Annotated in this window: 24 protein-coding genes; all 24 read left to right on the top strand. The window is 65.0% G+C overall.

Annotated elements, in window-relative coordinates; translation table 11 throughout:
* Positions 1 to 2: 2 nt before the first annotated feature.
* Entirely contained in the window at positions 3 to 275 is a 273-nt protein-coding gene (gene rpsQ, locus LTH93_RS07500; protein ID WP_106121798.1) for a 30S ribosomal protein S17, read from the top strand.
* A gap of 423 nt (positions 276 to 698) precedes the next feature.
* Positions 699 to 1,070 carry a 50S ribosomal protein L14 gene (rplN, locus tag LTH93_RS07495; protein WP_036473253.1) on the top strand — a complete coding sequence of 124 codons (372 nt, stop codon included), beginning with the start codon at positions 699 to 701 and terminating at the stop codon, positions 1,068 to 1,070.
* 3 nt (positions 1,071 to 1,073) lie between these two features.
* Positions 1,074 to 1,409 (top strand): 50S ribosomal protein L24, encoded by a 336-nt coding sequence (rplX, locus tag LTH93_RS07490; RefSeq protein ID WP_241465383.1) that lies wholly within the window; start codon positions 1,074 to 1,076, stop codon positions 1,407 to 1,409.
* Positions 1,409 to 1,984 carry a 50S ribosomal protein L5 gene (gene rplE / locus LTH93_RS07485; RefSeq protein WP_036473255.1) on the top strand — a complete coding sequence of 192 codons (576 nt, stop codon included), beginning with the start codon at positions 1,409 to 1,411 and terminating at the stop codon, positions 1,982 to 1,984. Before rplX ends, rplE begins: the two co-directional genes overlap by 1 nt.
* 114 nt (positions 1,985 to 2,098) lie before the next feature.
* Positions 2,099 to 2,497 (top strand): 30S ribosomal protein S8, encoded by a 399-nt coding sequence (gene rpsH / locus LTH93_RS07480; protein WP_036473257.1) that lies wholly within the window; start codon positions 2,099 to 2,101, stop codon positions 2,495 to 2,497.
* Between the two features lie 20 nt (positions 2,498 to 2,517).
* Positions 2,518 to 3,054: a 50S ribosomal protein L6 gene (gene rplF / locus LTH93_RS07475; RefSeq protein ID WP_241465382.1), complete on the top strand. Its 537-nt coding sequence runs from the start codon at positions 2,518 to 2,520 to the stop codon at positions 3,052 to 3,054.
* A gap of 3 nt (positions 3,055 to 3,057) precedes the next feature.
* The gene (gene rplR, locus LTH93_RS07470; RefSeq protein ID WP_106121803.1) at positions 3,058 to 3,429 is read left to right on the top strand and encodes a 50S ribosomal protein L18; all 372 of its coding nucleotides are present in this window, start codon (positions 3,058 to 3,060) and stop codon (positions 3,427 to 3,429) included.
* 35 nt (positions 3,430 to 3,464) lie between these two features.
* Positions 3,465 to 4,187, top strand: coding sequence for a 30S ribosomal protein S5 (gene rpsE, locus LTH93_RS07465; protein WP_241470572.1), 723 nt, complete (start codon positions 3,465 to 3,467; stop codon positions 4,185 to 4,187).
* A complete protein-coding gene (gene rpmD / locus LTH93_RS07460) occupies positions 4,184 to 4,420 on the top strand; it encodes a 50S ribosomal protein L30 (protein ID WP_241465380.1) in 237 nt (78 codons plus the stop codon). The genes rpsE and rpmD overlap by 4 nt, the downstream gene beginning before the upstream one ends.
* A gap of 2 nt (positions 4,421 to 4,422) precedes the next feature.
* Complete coding sequence (gene rplO, locus LTH93_RS07455; protein WP_241465379.1) at positions 4,423 to 4,917, top strand: 50S ribosomal protein L15; 495 nt, start codon at positions 4,423 to 4,425, stop codon at positions 4,915 to 4,917.
* Positions 4,918 to 5,078: 161 nt separating this feature from the next.
* Positions 5,079 to 6,386: a preprotein translocase subunit SecY gene (gene secY / locus LTH93_RS07450; RefSeq protein ID WP_241465378.1), complete on the top strand. Its 1,308-nt coding sequence runs from the start codon at positions 5,079 to 5,081 to the stop codon at positions 6,384 to 6,386.
* Positions 6,383 to 6,952 carry an adenylate kinase gene (locus LTH93_RS07445; RefSeq protein WP_241465377.1) on the top strand — a complete coding sequence of 190 codons (570 nt, stop codon included), beginning with the start codon at positions 6,383 to 6,385 and terminating at the stop codon, positions 6,950 to 6,952. The genes secY and LTH93_RS07445 overlap by 4 nt, the downstream gene beginning before the upstream one ends.
* On the top strand, positions 6,949 to 7,791 hold the full coding sequence (gene map / locus LTH93_RS07440) for a type I methionyl aminopeptidase (protein ID WP_241470674.1): 843 nt from the start codon (positions 6,949 to 6,951) through the stop codon (positions 7,789 to 7,791). The genes LTH93_RS07445 and map overlap by 4 nt, the downstream gene beginning before the upstream one ends.
* A 253-nt stretch (positions 7,792 to 8,044) precedes the next feature.
* Positions 8,045 to 8,266 (top strand): translation initiation factor IF-1, encoded by a 222-nt coding sequence (gene infA, locus LTH93_RS07435; RefSeq protein ID WP_036473267.1) that lies wholly within the window; start codon positions 8,045 to 8,047, stop codon positions 8,264 to 8,266.
* A 62-nt stretch (positions 8,267 to 8,328) separates the two neighbouring features.
* Positions 8,329 to 8,445 carry a 50S ribosomal protein L36 gene (gene rpmJ / locus LTH93_RS07430; RefSeq protein WP_036473268.1) on the top strand — a complete coding sequence of 39 codons (117 nt, stop codon included), beginning with the start codon at positions 8,329 to 8,331 and terminating at the stop codon, positions 8,443 to 8,445.
* A 214-nt stretch (positions 8,446 to 8,659) separates the two neighbouring features.
* A complete protein-coding gene (rpsM, locus tag LTH93_RS07425; protein ID WP_241465376.1) occupies positions 8,660 to 9,028 on the top strand; it encodes a 30S ribosomal protein S13 in 369 nt (122 codons plus the stop codon).
* Between the two features lie 63 nt (positions 9,029 to 9,091).
* Positions 9,092 to 9,493, top strand: a complete 402-nt coding sequence (gene rpsK / locus LTH93_RS07420; RefSeq protein ID WP_036473271.1) for a 30S ribosomal protein S11 — start codon at positions 9,092 to 9,094, stop codon at positions 9,491 to 9,493.
* Between the two features lie 119 nt (positions 9,494 to 9,612).
* Positions 9,613 to 10,629, top strand: coding sequence for a DNA-directed RNA polymerase subunit alpha (locus LTH93_RS07415; RefSeq protein ID WP_241465375.1), 1,017 nt, complete (start codon positions 9,613 to 9,615; stop codon positions 10,627 to 10,629).
* A gap of 77 nt (positions 10,630 to 10,706) precedes the next feature.
* Positions 10,707 to 11,243, top strand: a complete 537-nt coding sequence (gene rplQ / locus LTH93_RS07410) for a 50S ribosomal protein L17 (protein ID WP_241470571.1) — start codon at positions 10,707 to 10,709, stop codon at positions 11,241 to 11,243.
* A 107-nt stretch (positions 11,244 to 11,350) separates the two neighbouring features.
* Entirely contained in the window at positions 11,351 to 12,229 is an 879-nt protein-coding gene (locus LTH93_RS07405; protein WP_241465373.1) for a tRNA pseudouridine synthase A, read from the top strand.
* Between the two features lie 239 nt (positions 12,230 to 12,468).
* Complete coding sequence (locus LTH93_RS07400; protein WP_241465372.1) at positions 12,469 to 13,932, top strand: sugar porter family MFS transporter; 1,464 nt, start codon at positions 12,469 to 12,471, stop codon at positions 13,930 to 13,932.
* A 368-nt stretch (positions 13,933 to 14,300) separates the two neighbouring features.
* Positions 14,301 to 14,744, top strand: a complete 444-nt coding sequence (rplM, locus tag LTH93_RS07395) for a 50S ribosomal protein L13 (protein WP_241465371.1) — start codon at positions 14,301 to 14,303, stop codon at positions 14,742 to 14,744.
* A gap of 37 nt (positions 14,745 to 14,781) precedes the next feature.
* The gene (rpsI, locus tag LTH93_RS07390) at positions 14,782 to 15,279 is read left to right on the top strand and encodes a 30S ribosomal protein S9 (RefSeq protein WP_241465370.1); all 498 of its coding nucleotides are present in this window, start codon (positions 14,782 to 14,784) and stop codon (positions 15,277 to 15,279) included.
* A gap of 115 nt (positions 15,280 to 15,394) precedes the next feature.
* Positions 15,395 to 16,747, top strand: a complete 1,353-nt coding sequence (gene glmM, locus LTH93_RS07385; RefSeq protein WP_241470570.1) for a phosphoglucosamine mutase — start codon at positions 15,395 to 15,397, stop codon at positions 16,745 to 16,747.
* The last annotated feature ends 43 nt before the right edge of the window (positions 16,748 to 16,790 follow it).

Genomic DNA, 16,790 nt, shown 5'->3' with positions numbered 1-16,790 from the left:
GCATGAGTGAAGCAACTGCAGAGACCCGCAATGACCGCAAGACCCTGCGTGGCGTCGTCGTCTCCGACAAGATGAATAAAACCATCGTCGTCGAGGTCGAGGACCGTCGCAAGCATGGTCTGTACGGCAAGATCATGAAGCGGCACACGAAGTTCATGGCACACGATGAGAACGAGCAGGCAGGTGTCGGCGACACCGTGGTGATCGCCGAGACCCGTCCGCTGTCCGCAGCCAAGCGCTGGCGGCTGGCCGAGATCGTCGAAAAGGCAGAGTGATTCCGGTGCTCCGGGATCGGCGCAGCAGCTGCTGCCGCTGACGCCGGAGCACCGAGAGCGCCTGCGTGCCTCCGAGGGCCCGACTGCTGCACCCCAGGGTGCGGGAGTTGGGCCCTCGGTGTATCTCGTGTAGGATATTGAGGCTGTGCGCCCTTTTAGATGAGGCTATCCACCTCAAAGGACAGCGCACGTCCCCGAAAGGGCCCCTCGGGGCCCCGGGAAACGCCGCCTCGGCCATGCATTCAGCTGCCCGTCCCGTGAGGGACGGAGAGTGTGTGGGTAAGCGGCCAGGGGACTTGTCAGGTAAGTCGGACCACATGCCCGAAGCGGTTTGATCGCCGCGTGAAGGTGTCCGACTCAGGCTAGAAGTTCCACAAGGCTCGGCACGAGTCCGAGAACCAGTGAGACGACAGGAGAAAACAAGTGATTCAACAGGAATCGCGGCTCAAGATCGCCGATAACACCGGTGCCAAGGAAGTCCTTGTCATCCGTGTCCTCGGTGGATCCGGACGCCGCTATGCAGGTATCGGCGACACATTCGTCGCCACCGTCAAGGACGCAATTCCGGGCGGCAACGTCAAGAAGGGCGACGTCATCAAGGCTGTTGTCGTGCGCACCAAGAAGAAGATCCGTCGCAACGACGGGTCATACATCAGCTTCGACGAGAACGCTGCTGTGATCCTCAAGGGTGAGACTCCTGAACCGCGCGGAACCCGTATCTTCGGGCCCGTCGGTCGCGAGCTGCGCGAGAAGAAGTTCATGAAGATCGTCTCGCTCGCCCCGGAGGTGCTCTGACTCATGGCCAAGATCAAGAAGGACGACCTCGTCCAGATCCTCACCGGCAAAGACAAGGGCAAGCAGGGCAAGGTCCTGCAGGTCCTGCCTCAGAAGGAACGCGTCCTCGTAGAGGGCGTCAACCGCGTGAAGCGTCACCTCCGTGCCGGCCAGTTCGGCAGCACCGAGGGCGGCATCGTGGAGTCTGAGGCTGCTATCCACATCTCCAACGTCGCTGTGGTTGACCCCGAGACGGGCAAGCCCACTCGCGTCGGCTACCGGCAGGAGACCGTGGAGCGTGATGGCGTCAGCAAGACCGTGCGCATCCGCTTCGCCAAAGCTTCCGGAAAGGACCTGTGATGACTGAGGTTCAGAGCGAGACTGAGAAGACCACCCCACGGCTCAAGGGCAAGTACCGCGCGGAGATCCGCTCCACGCTGCAGGAAGAGTTTGGATACTCCAACGTCATGGAGGTCCCCGGCCTGGTCAAGGTCGTGGTCAACATGGGCGTCGGCGAGGCAGCTCGCGATTCCAAGCTCATCCAGGGCGCCATCGAGGACCTGACCAAGATCACCGGTCAGAAGCCCAAGGTGACTCGCGCTCGGAAGTCCATCGCTCAGTTCAAGCTGCGCGAAGGACAGCCGATCGGCACGCACACCACGCTGCGTGGCGACCGCATGTGGGAGTTTGTGGACCGCCTGGTGACCCTCGCACTGCCCCGTATCCGCGATTTCCGCGGACTCAGCGGCAAGCAGTTCGACGGCAACGGCAACTACACCTTCGGTCTGACCGAACAGTCGGTGTTCCACGAGATCGATCAGGACAAGATCGATCGCCCTCGCGGCATGGACATCACTGTGGTGACCACCGCGAAGACTGATGAGGAAGGCCGCGCGCTGCTCAAGGCGCTGGGCTTCCCCTTCAAGACCGAATAACAGTAACTACGCCGCAGGTCCTTTCACCAAAGGTTCCGAACCCCCCGACTCACCTCGGGGGATCGAGTTCCTTCGGAGATCTGAAACCACGGCGAGGAAGGGCAGAAGCCCCTCATGACAATGACTGACCCAGTTGCAGACATGCTGACACGTCTGCGCAATGCCAACTCGGCTTTCCACGATCAGGTCTCGATGCCAAGCTCCAAGCTGAAGGTTCGCTTGGCTGACATCCTGAAGGCGGAAGGCTACATCTCCGAATGGCGCGAAGAGGAGGCCGAGGTCGGCAAGACCCTGGCCATCGACCTCAAGTTCGGCCCGAACCGTGAGCGTTCGATCGCCGGCCTGCGCCGCATCTCCAAGCCCGGTCTCCGGGTGTACGCGAAGTCCACCAACCTCCCGCACGTTCTGGGCGGCCTCGGCATCGCGATCCTGTCCACGTCCTCCGGTCTCCTCACTGACCGGCAGGCAGCCAAGAAGGGTGTAGGTGGGGAAGTCCTCGCCTACGTCTGGTAACCGGAAGGAGTCGAAGCACTATGTCACGCATCGGTCGTCTTCCGATCACCATCCCTGCCGGCGTCGAGGTCAAGCTGGAAGGTCGCCAGGTCTCCGTCAAGGGGCCCAAGGGCGAACTCTCCCGCACTCTTGCCGAAGGCATCACCGTCTCAGAAGAGGACGGCACCCTTACGGTGTCCCGTCCCAACGATGAGCGCGAATCGCGTTCACTCCACGGCCTGACCCGCACCCTGATCAACAACATGATCATCGGTGTCACCGAGGGCTACTCCAAGAAGCTCGAGATCGTCGGCACCGGTTACCGTGTGCTGGCCAAGGGCTCCGACCTGGAGTTCGCACTCGGCTATTCGCACCCCGTTCCGGTGAAGGCCCCTGAGGGCATCACCTTCGAGGTTGCGACCGCCACCAAGCTGGCTGTCAGCGGGATCGACAAGCAGCAGGTCGGCGAGGTCGCCGCCAACATCCGCAAACTGCGCAGGCCTGACCCGTACAAGGGCAAGGGCGTGCGTTACGAGGGCGAGCAGGTTCGCCGCAAGGCTGGAAAGGCAGGTAAGTAAACCATGGCTATTGGTATCAAGGGCAAGTCCAAATCCGCTGCCCGCGGCCGCCGCCACCTCCGCCTGCGCAAGAAGCTCAACGGTTCCGCTGAGCGTCCGCGCCTGGTGGTCAACCGCTCTGCTCGTCACATGGTCGCTCAGGTCGTCAACGACCTCGAGGGCACGACCCTGGTCTCCGCCACCACTATGGAGGCAGACCTGCGCAGCTTCGACGGCGACAAGACCGCCAAGGCGAAGAAGGTCGGCGAAATGGTCGCTGAGCGCGCCAAGGCAGCCGGCATCGACGCTGTGGTCTTCGACCGCGGCGGCAACAAGTACCACGGTCGCGTGGCCGCCGTCGCCGACGGCGCCCGGGAAGGTGGTCTGAAGCTGTGAGTGAGAACGCAAACAACCCTGAGAAGGACTCGTCTGTGACTGAGGCCAAGGAAACCGCCGCCCCCGAGACTGCACCGCAGACTCAGGCCGCCGGCGAGAACAGCAATGCTGCTCGCGGTGAGCGCGGCGGCCGCGGTGACAACCGCGGCGCTCGTGGTGGTCGCAGCGAAGGCGGCGGCCGCGGCGGTCGTGGTGGTCGTGGCGGGCGCGAAGAGGAGAAGGACAAGTTCCTCGAGCGCGTCGTGACCATCAACCGAGTGTCGAAGGTCGTCAAGGGCGGTCGTCGCTTCAGCTTCACCGCCCTGGTCATCGTCGGAGACGGCGACGGCCTGGTCGGCGTCGGCTACGGCAAGGCCAAGGAAGTCCCGGCTGCCATCGCCAAGGGTGTGGAAGAGGCCAAGAAGAGCTTCTTCCGCGTCCCGCGCGTCGGCTCCACCATCCCGCACCTGGTCAAGGGTGAGGATGCTGCCGGTGTCGTCCTGCTTCGTCCGGCCGCACCGGGTACCGGTGTGATCGCCGGCGGTCCGGTCCGCGCAGTCCTGGAATGCGCAGGCATTCACGACGTGCTGACCAAGTCCATGGGCTCGGTGAACGCCATCAACATCGTTCACGGCACCATCGACGCCCTCAAGCAGCTCGAAGAGCCCGAAGCCGTGGCAGCACGCCGCGGCAAGGCTCTCGACGAGATCGCACCGGCCCGGATGCTGCGCACGATGGCGGCTGACCGCGAAGCCCGTGCACAGAAGGCAGGTGCATGACTTTGCGCAGTACCGTCAATTACAACACCGCGCGGAACCTGAAGATCGGTGAGCACAAGCTCACCGTGACCCAGGTGAAGTCCCTGATCGGCGCCAACCCCAAGCACCGCGAGACTGTTCGCTCGCTCGGCCTGAAGCGGATCGGCCACACCGTGGTCCGTGACGCAGACGCCGTGACCGTGGGCATGCTCAACAGTGTGAAGCATCTAGTGAAGGCTGAGGAGGCGAACTAAGGATGCCAGAGAACACCGCTGCAGAATCCAACGTCCTCAAGGTCCACGATCTGCGTCCAGCACGCGGCGCCAAGAAGTCCCGCACCCGTGTGGGACGTGGTGAAGCCTCCAAGGGCAAGACCGCAGGCCGTGGTACCAAGGGCACGAAGGCCCGTTACCAGGTCCGCGCCGGCTTCGAGGGTGGTCAGCTTCCGCTGTACATGCGCCTTCCGAAGCTGCGCGGCTTCAAGAACCCGTTCCGCGTGGAGTACTCGCCGGTCAACCTGACCAAGCTCGGCGAGATGTTCCCCGAGGGCGGCGACGTCACTGCTGATGACCTCATCGCCAAGGGGGCTGCTCGCAAGGGCCGCCCGGTGAAGGTCCTCGGCTCCGGTGAGATCTCTGTCGCCGTGTCCGTGAAGGCTCACGCCTTCTCGGCCAGCGCCGAAGAGAAGATCAAGGCTGCCGGTGGTTCCACCGAGCAGCTGGCGCTGAAGGCTGCTTCCAAGCAGGCCTGATCGGCTCATCAATGACAAGACCCCCGTGGTTCCCACGGGGGTCTTGTCATATCCGGGCCGACTCCGGCCGCAGGATTCTTTCCCCGTGCGCACCGCGCGTTAGTATGACTGACTGTGTGGCCGAAGGCCGCGCAACGGCAATTCACGCATCAGGAGGCCGCTTGTTCAGCGCGATCGCAAGGGTGTTCAAGACACCCGACCTGCGTCGAAAGATCTGGTTCACCATCGCGATCATCGCGATCTACCGCATCGGCGCATTCATCCCGGCACCCGGGGTGGACTACTCAGCAGTGCAGCAATGTCTGGCACTGGGGACCACTGAGGGCGGCCTCTATTCCTTCGTGAACATGTTCTCCGGCGGGGCCATGCTCCAGGTGTCCATCTTCGCGCTCGGGATCATGCCCTACATCACCGCGGCCATCATCGTGCAGCTGCTGCGCGTGGTCATCCCGCGGTTCGAGAACCTCCAGCGGGAGGGTGCGCAGGGGCAGTCCAAGCTGACCCAGTACACGCGCTACCTCACCATCGCGCTGGCCCTGCTCAACGCCACCACCCTGGTCTCAATGGCCCGCACCGGTGCGCTGCTGGGCTGCGACATCCCGATCATCACCAACGACGTGCTTCCGGTCGTGCTGCTGATGATCCTGGCCATGGTCACCGGTGTCGCGCTGATCATGTGGCTCGGCGAGCAGATCACCGAGCGCGGCGTCGGCAACGGCATGTCCATCCTGATCTTCGTCTCCATCGCCGCCGGGTTCCCCGGCGCCATGGGCGAGATCTGGACCACCCAGGGCTGGCGGACCTTCGGCATGGTGATGCTCATCGGTCTGGTCACCATCGCCGCCGTGGTCTTCGTGGAGCAGTCCCAGCGTCGCGTGCCGGTCCAGTACGCCAAGCGCCAGGTGGGCCGCCGCACGGTCGGCGGGACCTCCACCTACATCCCGATCAAGGTCAACATGGCCGGCGTCATCCCGGTCATCTTCGCCTCCTCGGTCCTGATGCTCCCCTCGGTGCTGGCCCAGTTCAACCAGCCCGGTCCCGGTGAGGAGCCCTCGGCCTTCATCCAGTTCATCCAGACGTACTTCGTGGGCGGAACGCACCCGCTCTACATGGCCGCGTTCTTCATGATGACCATCTTCTTCACCTACTTCTACGTGACCATCACGTTCAACCCGAACGAGGTCGCCGAGAACATGCGCAAGTTCGGCGGGTTCATCCCCGGAATCCGCGCGGGCAAGCCCACCGAGAGCTATCTCGCCTACGTGATCTCCCGGATCACCTTCCCCGGCGCGCTCTACCTGGGCCTGATCGCGCTGATCCCGCTGATCGCCTTCGTCCTGATCGGGGCGAACCAGAACTTCCCGTTCGGCGGCACCTCGATCCTCATCATGGTCGGCGTCGGGCTGACCACGGTCAAACAGATCAACGCACAGATGGAACAACGAAACTATGAAGGGTTGCTGCGATGACGCGCATGTTGATAGTTGGACCGGCCGGTTCAGGCAAGGGAACCCAGTCGAAGCGGATCTCCGAGGACCTTGGCATCGTCGCCATCTCCACCGGTGACATCTTTCGGGTGAACATCAAGGAGCAGACCGAGCTCGGACGCGAGGCGCAGGGCTATGTCGACGCCGGCGACCTCGTCCCGGACTCGGTCACCAACCGGATGGTCGAAGATCGACTCACCTGGAAGGATGCGGAGAACGGATTCCTGCTCGATGGCTACCCGCGAAACCGGACGCAGGTCGCCGCGCTCGATGAGATGCTCTCGCGTCTGGATGTGAGCCTCGATGTGGTGCTGGAGCTCACGGCTGACCGCGAGGAGTTGATCACTCGGCTGAAGAAGCGCGCAGAGATCGAAGGCCGGGAGGACGACGCCGACGAGGGCGCCATCCGCCGTCGGCTGGAGATCTTCGAATCCGAGACCGCGCCGATGATCGCTGAATATGACTCCCGCGGGCTCGTGCGCCGCGTCGACGGGCTGGGCCCCATGGACGAGGTCAACTCACGCATCATGGAAGCACTGAAGTCCTGATGTTCTCGCGCAGCCGGATCGAGCTGAAGTCGGAGCAGCAGCTGCGTCATATGGCCGCGGCGGGCGCGATCCTCAACGAGGCCCTGGAGGCCACGCTGGCGACGGCCGTGCCGGGCGTGACCACCGGGGAGCTCAACGACGTGTTCGCCGAGGTCATCACCGCCCGCGGCGCGAAGCCCAACTTCTTGAACTACCACGGGTTCCCCGGCTACATCTGTGCCTCGGTCAACGAAGAGGTCGTCCACGGGATACCGGGGGAGCGGGTCCTGCAGCCCGGGGACGTGCTCAAGATCGACGGCGGCTGCATCATCGAAGGCTGGCACTCCGACTCGGCCCGCACCCGGATCCTGGGGTCCTCCCAGGACGGCACCGCGGACCCTGAGGACGAACGGCTCTCGGCGATCACGGAGGCGGCCATGTGGCGGGGGATTGCGGCATTCGCGACCGCCAAGAGCACCGGCGAGATCGGCGAGGCGATCGAGGACTACGTCTCGGCCCAGCCCGGCAGGAAGCTCGGGATCCTGGAGGACTACGTGGGCCACGGCATCGGGTCGCAGATGCACATGCCCCCGGATGTGTTCAACTACTCCACCGGCATGAAGGGCGCCAAGATCCGCCCCGGCATGGCGCTGGCCATCGAGCCGATGCTCACCCGCGGCGGCATCGAGACCGAGGTGCTCGACGATGACTGGACGGTGGTCACCAGCGATCGCTCCCGCGCAAGCCAGTGGGAGCACTCGGTGGCACGTCATGAGGACGGGATCTGGGTGCTGACCGCCGCAGACGGCGGGGCCGCGGCGCTCGCGCCGTTGGGCGTGACACCGGTGCCGCTTCCTTAGCGCCCGAGCAGAGTCGGCGCGGCGACGTCAGATGAGTCGTCGCCCTCTCTGAACTGAAGTTGTCCAGGGCGGAACCGTCCTGTAGGCTGTACTGCTGGTTGTCTCTGTCGTTCTGCATGCCTGCATACTGTGCCGGCATGCATGATGCAGAGGCGCCGCAGCAATCGAATCAGACCCCTCGGTCATCTGGAACTGCACTGCGCCGCAGTGTGGGCTTCGGAGGGCTCGGGGTCGCGAACGGTATGTGGAGCATATGGGTAAAAAAGAAGGCGTCATCGAAGTAGAGGGCCGGGTTTCTGAAGCCCTGCCGAATGCAATGTTCCGCGTGCGTCTGGAGAACGAGCACGTCGTCCTCGCGACCATTTCGGGCAAGATGCGCCAGCACTACATTCGCATCCTCCCCGAGGACCGCGTAGTGGTGGAGATGAGCCCGTATGACCTCAACCGTGGGCGCATCGTCTACCGCTACAAGTGAGTAGCCGAACGCGTCGGTCAACGTAAAAAACTGTCGCACGCGACCGAATAAGAGGAGAACCCATGAAGGTTCAGCCGAGCGTGAAGCAGATCTGCACTGACTGCAAAGTCATCCGCCGCAGCGGCGTGATCCGTGTGATCTGCAAGTCGAACCCACGCCACAAGCAGCGCCAGGGCTGAGTCCTTCACTTACATCACGTAAGTGAGGGCGCACCCGCGCTGGACAGCTCACATCATATGCAGTGCAGCCCGTCACTGAGCTGGACGAGCACACCCCCGGTTTCCGAAGGCCGGGGACCCGCTGATGACATCACCTCCGATGTCGGACCGTTCAGGTCCCAGAGGGAATTGCACTGCTTGAGACCTTCGGAAGAGAACAAGGAGGACTGCCACTGTGGCACGTCTGGCAGGTGTAGACATCCCGCGCGAAAAGCGCACGGTGATCGCACTCACTTATATCTACGGCGTTGGGCGCACCAGCGCCGAAGCAGCCGTTGAAGCAATCGGTATCGAAGCAGGTACCCGCGTGAAGGATCTGACTGACGATCAGCTGATCTCTCTGCGTGACTACATCGAGAGCAATCTCACCGTCGAGGGTGACCTTCGTCGTGAGGTCGCTGCTGACATTCGCCGCAAGGTGGAGATCGGCTCTTACGAAGGTATCCGCCACCGTCGCGGCCTTCCGGTCCGCGGTCAGCGCACCAAGACCAACGCTCGTACCCGCAAGGGCTCGAAGAAGACCGTCGCAGGTAAGAAGAAGTAGTTCAGCAGCGCAGGCTCACACCGAGTCAGCAGTTGATCCGAAGAACTCAGTCACGGAGAAGAAATGCCACCAAAGTCACGCGCAGCGGCACGCAAGCCGCGCCGCAAAGTCAGCAAGAACATCACCCAGGGTCAGGCTCACATCAAGTCGACCTTCAACAACACCATCGTCTCCATCACCGATCCCCAGGGCGCAGTGGTGTCCTGGGCGTCCTCAGGTGAAGTTGGATTCAAGGGTTCACGCAAGTCGACTCCTTTCGCCGCGCAGCTCGCCGCCGAGCAGGCCGCGAAGCGCGCACAGGAGCACGGGATGAAAAAGGTCGAGGTCTTCGTCAAGGGACCCGGTTCGGGACGCGAAACCGCGATCCGCTCGCTCCAGGCCGCAGGCCTGGAGGTCGGCTCCATCTCGGACGTCACCCCGAGCGCGCACAATGGCTGCCGCCCGCCCAAGCGCCGTCGCGTCTGAGCGAACTTCTTTAACAAGACATTAGAGTCTGCCCCCGGCCGCAACGCCGGGGGCAGGCCGAGCATCATTACTCAGTGAGAATGCGTCAAATAGCGGACGCACTCTGAAAGGAACAATCAGTGCTCATTGCACAGCGCCCCACGCTGACCGAAGAAGTTGTCGCCGACAATCGCTCCCGCTTCGTCATCGAGCCCCTCGAGCCCGGCTTCGGCTATACCCTGGGCAACTCCATGCGTCGCACCCTGCTCTCCTCCATCCCCGGTGCGGCCGTCACCAGCGTTCGGATCGATGGTGTGCTCCACGAGTTCACCACCATCGCCGGCACCAAGGAAGACGTCACCGAGCTCATCCTCAACGTGAAGCGACTCTCCGTCTCTTCCGAGCATGATGAGCCCGTCGTCGCATACCTCCGCAAGGAGGGCCCCGGTCCCGTCACCGCGGCGGACATCACTCCGCCGGCAGGCGTGGAGTTCCACAACCCGGACCTCCACCTCGCCACGCTGAACGAGCACGGCAAGCTCGACATGGAGCTGACCGTCGAACGCGGCCGCGGCTACGTCTCGGCGGCACAGAACAAGATGGCCGACGCAGAGATCGGCCGGATCCCGGTTGACTCCATCTACTCCCCGGTCCTGAAGGTCTCCTTCAAGGTCGAGGCGACTCGTGTGGAGCAGCGCACCGACTTTGACAAGCTCACCGTCGACGTGGAGACCAAGTCGTCCATGGAGCCCCGCGATGCCCTGGCATCGGCAGGCACCACCCTGGTCGAGCTCTTCTCGCTGGCTCGCGAGCTCAATGTCGCAGCCGAGGGCATCGAGATCGGCCCTTCGCCGACCGACGCCGCGCTGGCTGCCGACATGGCTCTGCCCATCGAGGACCTGGAACTGACGGTGCGCTCCTACAACTGCCTCAAGCGCGAGGGCATCCACAGCGTGGGTGAGCTCGTGGCACGTTCAGAGGCCGATCTGATGGACATCCGGAACTTCGGTGCCAAGTCCATCGACGAGGTCAAGGACAAGCTCGTCGAGCTTGGTCTGAGCCTCAAGGACTCCCCGGCAGGCTTCGACCCGACCGCGGCTCGCTTCCAGGAAGCTGGCGACGAGGACTACGTCGAAGAAGAGCAGCAGCGGTTCTAGAGAACTGCGGCCCACGACAACTATTCGCGCTGACGTTCAACTGAACTGACTGCGCACCACTCAAGGAGAACCAGACCATGCCTACCCCCACCAAGGGTCCGCGCCTGGGCGGCAGCCCGTCGCACGAGAAGATGATGTTGGCGAACCTTTCCGCCAACCTGTTCGAGCACCGCGCGATCACCACCACGCTGACCAAGGCCAAGCGCCTCCGCCCCTACGCCGAGCGTCTGATCACGATGGCGAAGCAGGGCGACATCGCTGCTCGCCGTCGCGTGGTCGGCAAGATCAGCGCCAACAGCGCGACCAACCAGGCCATCGTCCACGAGCTGTTCACCGTGATCGCCCCGGCCATGGCCGAGCGCGAAGGCGGCTACACCCGCATCGTGAAGATCGGCAACCGCAAGGGCGACAACGCTCCGATGGCTGTCATCGAGCTCGTCATGGAGCCCGTCTCGCCGAAGCAGGCAGTGGTCAGGGAGGCCGAACAGGCCACCGCGACCCCCGCCCAGCAGCCGGCGCAGGAGGAGACCACCGAGGTCGAGTCCACCGAGGCTGGGGCCACCGAGTCGGAGTCCGCTGCGTCGGAGTCCACCGAGGCCGAGGGTCAGAAGTAGACCCTTCAGCACGCATTCGTCAGGCGCCCCCGATCTCAGCGATCGCGGGCGCCTGACGTGTCTGCAGCTGAGCCCGCATCGAACTCTGCACGTACAGGGGGCAACGCATGAACATCCGCGAAGACCCGCAGTGCCTGACCCTGCGGGTGCGTCTGGACCTGGCCTATGACGGAAGCGCGTTCCACGGGTGGGCCGTCCAGCCTGGGCTTCGCACCGTGGAGGGAGCCCTGCGTGAGGGCCTGGCCACCCTCCTGCGCCGCGAGGTGCCGCTTATCGTGGCCGGACGCACCGACGCCGGAGTCCATGCCCGGGGGCAGGTGGTCCACCTCGACCTGAGCTTGGCCGAGTATGCAAATCTGGGTCGAGACCGAGGGATCACCCCGGAGGAGGCGCTCGTGCGCCGCCTGACCGGGGTTCTGCACGGTGAGCGCGGCGCCGTCGTCGTCTTCGCCGCTGCCATCGTGTCGCAGGACTTCGACGCGAGGTTCTCCGCGCTGAGCCGCACCTACCGCTACCGCATCGCCGACGCCGCCTCCCACCGCGACCCGCTGCGTCGCCTGGACACGGCGTGGCACCGGGTGCCCCTGAACGCTGAGCTGATGAGGCTCGAGGCCGCCTCCGTGGCCGGACTGCAGGACTATGGCAGCTTCTGCCGGCCCCGGGAGCGCAGCACCACCATCCGGGAGCTGCATGACTTCAGCATCCACCGGGACGCCGACGGCGTGATCCTCGCCGCGCTCACCGCCGACGCCTTCTGCCACCACATGGTGCGCGCCCTGATGGGGGCCTGCCTGGACGTGGGGGAGGGGCGCCGGGCCCCCGGCTGGCTGATGAGCCGGCTCGCCGAGCCGGTCTGGGACCAGCGGGTCCGTCTGGCCCCGCCCGGCGGCCTGGTGCTGGAGTCCGTCCAATACCCGGCAGACGAGCAGCTGGGCCGCCGCGCGGAACAGACCCGAGCGCTCCGGCAGCCTGCTGAGCAGGGCTGAGCAGGGCTGAGAGTCGGGACCTGCTGTGATATCAGCCACAGCAGACGGCCGCCCTGGACAGGTCGGTCCGGCTGGAGTGCCCTGTCAGTGCTGGGCAGGGCACTCGCGTCACCGCTTCTGAGGCAGCGTCAACCGGGGTCGCGGGAGTCGCGAGGTTCACGATCGAGGACCATAATCGTTCGGGCTCGCCTTCACCGACGAAGGCCCTCATCCCTGACCTGCAAAGGAACCAACCACTGATGAGCATCACCTCTCGCTCGCAGGACTCCGGCATCGGCGGCGTCGCCTGGGTCGTCCTGGTCGCCGCGTTCGGCGGCTTCCTCTTCGGCTTCGACACGGCGGTGATCAATGGGGCCGTCGGTCCCATCCAGGCCCAGTTCGACCTCTCAGACATCGCTGTCGGCTTCACCGTCTCCTCGGCCCTGCTGGGCTGCATGATCGGCGCCTGGGCCGGCGGCAGCCTCTCTGACCGCATCGGCCGCCAGCGCGCCATGATGGTCGCCGCCGCACTGTTCTTCGTCTCCGCGATCGGCTCCGGCCTGGCGTTCGGCGCCGTCGACCTGGTGCTCTGGCGGGTGCTCGGCGGCATCGGCGTCGGCATGGCCTCGGTGATCGCCCCGGCCTACATCGCCGAGGTCGCCCCGACGCACCTGCGTGGACGCCTCGGCTCGACCTGGCAGCTCGCGATCGTGGTCGGCATCTTCATGGCCGCCTCCTCCAACGCCTTCATCGCCAACGTCGCCGACGGTGCGGCCGAGGAGCTGTGGTTCGGTCTGGAGGCCTGGCGCTGGATGTTCCTCCTGGAGGCAGGACCGGCGCTGCTCTACGGCCTGCTGGCCTCCTCGATCCCCGAATCGCCGCGCTACCTGGTCTCCCGCGGTCGCGAGAAGCAGGCGGCCAAGGTGCTCGAGGAGATCGTCGGCATCCAGGGTGAGTCTGCGATCGCGCAGAAGATCAAAGAGGTCCGCGAGACCATCAACCTGGAGGCGAGGCAGAAGTTCCGCGACCTCATCGTCAGCGGCAGGCTCACGCCCATCGTCTGGGTGGGTCTGGGCCTCGCGGTCTTCCAGCAGTTCGTCGGCATCAACGTCATCTTCTACTACTCCAACACCCTGTGGCAGGCCGTGGGGATCGCCGAGGACCAGGCGTTCCTGGTCCAGATCATCACCACCAGCGTGAACATCGTGGCCACCGTCATCGGCATCATCATCGTGGACAGGGTGGGTCGCCGCATCCCGCTCGCCGTCGGCTCAGCCGGCATGGCGGCGGGACTGGGCATGATGGCCGTGGCGTTCAGCCAGGCGGTGGTCACCATGGGCGCCGACGGCGAGGAGCTGGTCTCCCTGCCGGGCGCCTGGGGCATGGTCGCGCTGGTCTCCGCGAATGTCTTCGTGCTCTTCTTCGGCGCCACCTGGGGACCGTTCATGTGGGTCCTGCTGGGGGAGATGTTCCCCAACCGGATCCGTGCGGTGGCCCTGGGCGTCACCGCCTCCGCAAACTGGGCGGCGAACTTCCTGATCTCGATGCTCTTCCCCGAGATGGCCGCGTTCTCGCTGGTCTTCGCCTACGGCTTCTACGCGGCCTCGGCGCTGCTCTCGATGTTCTTCGTGCTCAAATGGGTCCCGGAGACCAACGGGCGCGAGCTTGAAGACATGTCAGACACCGCCTACGCGAAGGCTCCTCGCGCCGCGAAGACCCGATGAGGCGGCCCTGAGGACCCAGCCGATCCAGCGCTGGGAACACAGCAGGATCAGCCGCGTCCCCGCCCGGAGAACAGGTCACCGCCAGGGGCTCTGAAGCGTGACTTTGCTCAAAGGCGGGGGTGCTCTGTATAGTTGTTGGTTGTTGTGCGTGTCCACCCCTGCGTGGGTCCGTGTCGAGGCGGCTCAGTTGCATGGTCGTCAGCCTCCGCGGACTGCAGGGGAACCCACGGGCCCGGTCTCTTCCCAGTCCTCACCTGGGAATCCGGACGTCGCACTCGCGAAGAAACAGTCACTGACACTCGGTGCCTCTCACACACCAGAGAGTCCAGTGCGCTGAACCGTAGAACATCGACCGAAGGCATACCAACGTGCGTACGTACACCCCGAAGCCTGGCGACGCCGACGCCCAGTGGCACGTCATCGACGCGACTGACGTCGTGCTGGGCCGTCTCGCCTCACAGACTGCTGCGCTGCTGCGCGGCAAGCACAAGCCGACCTTCGTCCCACACCAGGACATGGGCGACTTCGTCATCATCATCAACGCCGAGAAGGTCGCCATGACCGGCGACAAGGCCGAGAAGAAGCGCTACTGGCGCCACTCCGGCTTTCCCGGCGGCATCAAGTCGCTGACCTTCAACGAGATGGTCTCGCGCTACCCCACCCGCGCTGCGTACCAGGCGGTCAAGGGCATGTTGCCACATAACAAGCTCGGAACGGCCCAGCTGAAGAAGCTGCGCGTCTATGCAGGTGCAGAGCACCCGCATGTCGCCCAGCAGCCGAAGCCGTTCGACATCTCCCAGGTCACTCAGTAGTCCTGGCCACCCGACACTAGAATTTTCAAGGAGAATCGTGGCTCAGAACACTGAAGAGCTCACCGAAACCGAGGAGCTCTCAAGCTACACCTCGGAATCAACCCCCACCGAGGAGACCGCCGGCGAGTCCGAGCGTGCACCGTTGACCGTCGGCGGAGCCGCCATCGGTCGACGCAAGCGCGCACGTGCTCGCGTCCGCATCACCCCGGGCACCGGCACCTGGACCCTCAACGGTCGCAGCCTGGAGGAGTACTTCCCCAACAAGCTGCACCAGCAGGAAGTGAATGATCCCTTCACCCTGCTGGGCCTCAAGGGCGCCTACGACGTCATTGCTCGCATCGACGGCGGCGGCCCCTCGGGCCAGTCCGGCGCCCTGCGGCTCGGCATCTCCCGTGCACTCAACGAGATCGACCGCGACCACAACCGCGCGGCACTGAAGAAGGCTGGATTCCTGACTCGCGACGCCCGTGCGGTGGAGCGCAAGAAGGCCGGTCTGAAGAAGGCCCGCAAGGCACCGCAGTACTCCAAGCGCTGATCCTTCAGCACTGGTCCCAGTGCTGATCCCCAGCTGCTCGAAGAACCCCGCCGGAGACTCTCCGGCGGGGTTCTTCGCGTCTGTGGGGGATCCGCCCAGTAGACTGACCGTCATCATGGCAAGACTTTTCGGCACTGACGGCGTGCGCGGTGTGGCCAACGAGCTGCTCACCGCTGAACTCGCCCTCACCCTCTCCCAGTCAGCAGCGACCATCCTCGGCCACCGGCAGGTGACCCCCGGCACCCGACCCACCGCAGTCGTGGCGCGGGATCCGCGCATCTCAGGGGAGTTCATCTCCGCCGCGGTGCAGGCCGGCATCGCCAGCAGCGGGGTCGACGTCTTCGACGCCGGCGTGCTGCCCACCCCTGCCGCCGCCTTCCTGGTCGCTGACATCAATGCAGACTTCGGCGTGATGATCTCCGCCTCGCACAACCCCGCCCCGGACAACGGGATCAAGTTCCTGGCCCGCGGCGGGCACAAGCTCGACGACGCCGCCGAGGACGCGATCGAGACCGAGATGGGGCGGACGCCCCCGCGGCCCACCGGAGCCGACGTCGGGCGGGTCAGCCGGTTCGCCGACGCCGAGGACCGCTACCTGGTGCACCTGCTGCGCTCCCTGAACGGCATCAGCCTCAAGGGGCTCAAGATCGTGCTCGACTGCGCCCACGGCGCCGCCGCCGGCGTCTCACCCCAGGCCTTCACCGACGCCGGGGCCGAGGTGATCGTCATCGGAGCCGAGCCCGATGGACTGAACATCAACGAGGGCTACGGCTCCACCCATCTGGGTCCGCTGCAGGACACTGTGCGTGAACACCGCGCCGACCTGGGCATCGCCCACGACGGCGACGCCGACCGCTGCCTCGCGGTCGACCACACCGGAGAGATCATCGACGGTGACCAGATCATGGGCATCCTGGCCATCGCGCAGAAGGAGGCCGGGACCCTGGTGGATGACACTCTGGTGGTCACCGTGATGTCCAACCTCGGTCTGAAGCTCGGCATGGAGGCGGCCGGGGTCAGACTCGTGGAGACCGCAGTCGGGGATCGCTATGTGCTCGCCGCGATGCGCGGAGCCGGCTACAACCTCGGTGGCGAGCAGTCGGGGCATCTGATCTTCGCGGACTACGCCACCACCGGTGACGGTCTGCTCACCGGGCTGCAGCTAGCGGCCCGGGTCGCCGCCACCGGGAGATCGGTCCGGACCCTGGCCGCGGAGGCGATGACGCGGCTCCCGCAGGTGCTGATCAACGTCAAGGGCGTGGATCGGACCCGGGTCAAGACGCATCAGCCGGTCCAGGAGGCCGTCGCGCAGGTGGAGGCCCGTCTGGGAGCCACCGGCCGAGTGCTGCTGCGCCCCTCCGGCACCGAACCGGTGGTACGGGTCATGGTGGAGGCACCGACCGCGGATCTCGCCCGGGCGGAGTCCGAGGCGCTGGCCGACGTCGTGAAGGCCGAACTGGCCCTCTGAGCCGGCTCGCTGAACCGGCTCGCTGAACTGGCCCTCTGAGCCG

Source organism: Nesterenkonia sp. DZ6, from assembly GCF_022565835.1.
Lineage (GTDB): Bacteria > Actinomycetota > Actinomycetes > Actinomycetales > Micrococcaceae > Nesterenkonia.
This window is presented reverse-complemented; position numbering and strand designations above follow the sequence as displayed.

What these genes read in the sequence shown, in the direction of transcription:
- rpsQ (WP_106121798.1), top strand. Translation starts at nt 3, where the DNA reads ATGAGTGAAGCAACTGCAGAGACCCGCAATGACCGCAAGACCCTGCGT.
- rplX (WP_241465383.1), top strand. Translation starts at nt 1,074, where the DNA reads ATGGCCAAGATCAAGAAGGACGACCTCGTCCAGATCCTCACCGGCAAA.
- rplE (WP_036473255.1), top strand. Translation starts at nt 1,409, where the DNA reads ATGACTGAGGTTCAGAGCGAGACTGAGAAGACCACCCCACGGCTCAAG.
- rpsH (WP_036473257.1), top strand. Translation starts at nt 2,099, where the DNA reads ATGACAATGACTGACCCAGTTGCAGACATGCTGACACGTCTGCGCAAT.
- rplF (WP_241465382.1), top strand. Translation starts at nt 2,518, where the DNA reads ATGTCACGCATCGGTCGTCTTCCGATCACCATCCCTGCCGGCGTCGAG.
- rplR (WP_106121803.1), top strand. Translation starts at nt 3,058, where the DNA reads ATGGCTATTGGTATCAAGGGCAAGTCCAAATCCGCTGCCCGCGGCCGC.
- rpmD (WP_241465380.1), top strand. Translation starts at nt 4,184, where the DNA reads ATGACTTTGCGCAGTACCGTCAATTACAACACCGCGCGGAACCTGAAG.
- rplO (WP_241465379.1), top strand. Translation starts at nt 4,423, where the DNA reads ATGCCAGAGAACACCGCTGCAGAATCCAACGTCCTCAAGGTCCACGAT.
- LTH93_RS07445 (WP_241465377.1), top strand. Translation starts at nt 6,383, where the DNA reads ATGACGCGCATGTTGATAGTTGGACCGGCCGGTTCAGGCAAGGGAACC.
- infA (WP_036473267.1), top strand. Translation starts at nt 8,045, where the DNA reads ATGGGTAAAAAAGAAGGCGTCATCGAAGTAGAGGGCCGGGTTTCTGAA.
- rpmJ (WP_036473268.1), top strand. Translation starts at nt 8,329, where the DNA reads ATGAAGGTTCAGCCGAGCGTGAAGCAGATCTGCACTGACTGCAAAGTC.
- rpsK (WP_036473271.1), top strand. Translation starts at nt 9,092, where the DNA reads ATGCCACCAAAGTCACGCGCAGCGGCACGCAAGCCGCGCCGCAAAGTC.
- rplQ (WP_241470571.1), top strand. Translation starts at nt 10,707, where the DNA reads ATGCCTACCCCCACCAAGGGTCCGCGCCTGGGCGGCAGCCCGTCGCAC.
- LTH93_RS07405 (WP_241465373.1), top strand. Translation starts at nt 11,351, where the DNA reads ATGAACATCCGCGAAGACCCGCAGTGCCTGACCCTGCGGGTGCGTCTG.
- LTH93_RS07400 (WP_241465372.1), top strand. Translation starts at nt 12,469, where the DNA reads ATGAGCATCACCTCTCGCTCGCAGGACTCCGGCATCGGCGGCGTCGCC.
- glmM (WP_241470570.1), top strand. Translation starts at nt 15,395, where the DNA reads ATGGCAAGACTTTTCGGCACTGACGGCGTGCGCGGTGTGGCCAACGAG.